This is a genomic window from Streptomyces sp. NPDC005899, assembly GCF_040629645.1.
Taxonomy (GTDB): Bacteria; Actinomycetota; Actinomycetes; order Streptomycetales; family Streptomycetaceae; genus Streptomyces.
Genome location: NZ_JBEXWB010000714.1, coordinates 1 through 1,056 on the forward strand (window position 1 = coordinate 1; position 1,056 = coordinate 1,056).

Consider the following 1,056-nt stretch of genomic DNA (forward strand, 5'->3'; position numbering starts at 1 on the left):
CCCACGAGTGACCCCCGGGGCCCGGGGGGGGGGCTGCCCACCGCTTTGGGGGCCGCGGCTCCCTGCCGGGCGCCCACATCCGGGGGGGGGGCGGGGGGGTCCCCCGGGGGGCGGGCCGGCCGGCCACCCCGCCACACCCACACCCGCACCCGCACCCGCCCCGCAGAAGGAGTCACCATGGCAACCCCGCTCACCGCGGACACGCTCGTCCGCGCACTGACCACCGAAGGCGTCAAGGTCGTCGAGTACCGCGACTGGCGCACCCACAACCGCAACACCCAGGGCGCCTGGGGCCCGGTGAACGGCGTCGTCGTCCACCACACCGTGACCTCCGGCACCGACGCCTCCGTCGCCCTCTGCTACGACGGCTACGCGGAGCTGCCCGGCCCGCTCTGCCACGGAGTCATCGACAAGGCCGGCACCGTCCACCTCGTCGGCAACGGCCGCGCCAACCACGCCGGACTCGGCGACGACGACGTGCTGACCGCCGTCGTCAACGAGACCGCGCTGCCCGTCCCGGACGAGAACAACACCGACGGCAACGCCCGCTTCTACGGCTTCGAATGCGTCAACCTCGGCGACGGCTCCGACCCGTGGCCGGAAGCCCAGCTGGAGGCCGTCGCCCGGGTGTCGGCCGCTATCTGCCGGGCCCACGGATGGAACGCCGCCTCGGTCATCGGCCACCTGGAGTGGACCAACACGAAGATCGACCCCAAGGGCTTCAGCATGGCGTCCATGCGCTCACGGGTGGCCGCCCTGCTGGCCGCCGCCCCCGGCGGCAGCGCCGTGCGCTACCAGCCGTTCCCGGGCGCCGCGTTCTTCACCTCGGCGCCCCGCTCCACCATCGTCGCCGCGATGGGCGGCCGCCTCGTCGCCGAGGGCTGCTCGGCTTACACGGACGGCCCCGGCCCGCAGTGGAGCGAGGCCGACCGCGCGTCGTACGCCCTGTGGCAGCGCAAGCTCGGCTACACCGGTGCGGACGCCGACGGCTGGCCGGGCGCCGGCTCCTGGAACGCCCTCAAGGTCCCCTACACCGCCTGACCCCGCGCCGGCCGG

General features: G+C 75.0%; 1 protein-coding gene. It reads left to right on the forward strand.

Going from position 1 to position 1,056, the window contains the following annotated elements:
• The first annotated feature begins 177 nt into the window (after positions 1-177).
• Complete coding sequence (locus ABZ371_RS32865) at positions 178-1,041, forward strand: peptidoglycan-binding protein (RefSeq protein WP_358686647.1); 864 nt, start codon at positions 178-180, stop codon at positions 1,039-1,041.
• Positions 1,042-1,056 lie beyond the last annotated feature (15 nt).